At 33.2% G+C, this 633-nt stretch carries 1 pseudogene; it reads left to right on the forward strand.

The annotated features are described in order from the left end of the window. Positions 1-35 precede the first annotated feature (35 nt). Positions 36-633: pseudogene (locus O3611_RS09770) on the forward strand (IS3 family transposase); the annotation flags it as partial.

The following is a 633-nucleotide window of genomic DNA, read 5'->3' on the forward strand; positions in this document are numbered from 1 at the left end:
AGACATAAAAATCTAACTTTTGGGGTATTTTTATTATGAAATTAACTTATGATGATAAAGTTCAAATCTATGAACTTAGAAAACAAGGATATAGCTTAGAGAAGCTTTCAAATAAATTTGGGATAAACAATTCTAATATTAGGTACATGATTAAATTGATTGATCGTTACGGAATAGAATTCGTCAAAAAAGGAAAAAATCGTTACTATTCTCCTGATTTAAAACAAGAAATGATTAATAAAGTCTTACATGAAGGCTGGACTAAAGATAGAGTTTCACTTGAATACGGCCTCCCAAGTCGTACGATACTTCTTAATTGGCTAGCACAATACAAGAAAAACGGGTATACTATTGTTGAGAAAACAAGAGGGAGAATACCTAAAATGGGACATAAGCTAAAAACGAGACCTGAAGAGAGGACAGAATTAGAACGTCTTCAAGCAGAAAATGAGTACCTGAGAGCGGAGAATGCCATCCTAAAAAAGTTGAGAGAACTCCGATTGAAGGAGGAAAAAGAGAAAGAAGAAAGACAGAAATTGTTCAAGAATTAATGACTGAGTTTTCGTTAGATATTCTTCTAAAAGCCATTAAACTAGCTCGTTCGACCTACTACTATCACTTGAAACAGCTAGA

Origin of the sequence: Streptococcus sp. 27098_8_91, from assembly GCF_041432385.1 — a bacterium.
In the GTDB taxonomy this organism is placed as follows: domain Bacteria; phylum Bacillota; class Bacilli; order Lactobacillales; family Streptococcaceae; genus Streptococcus.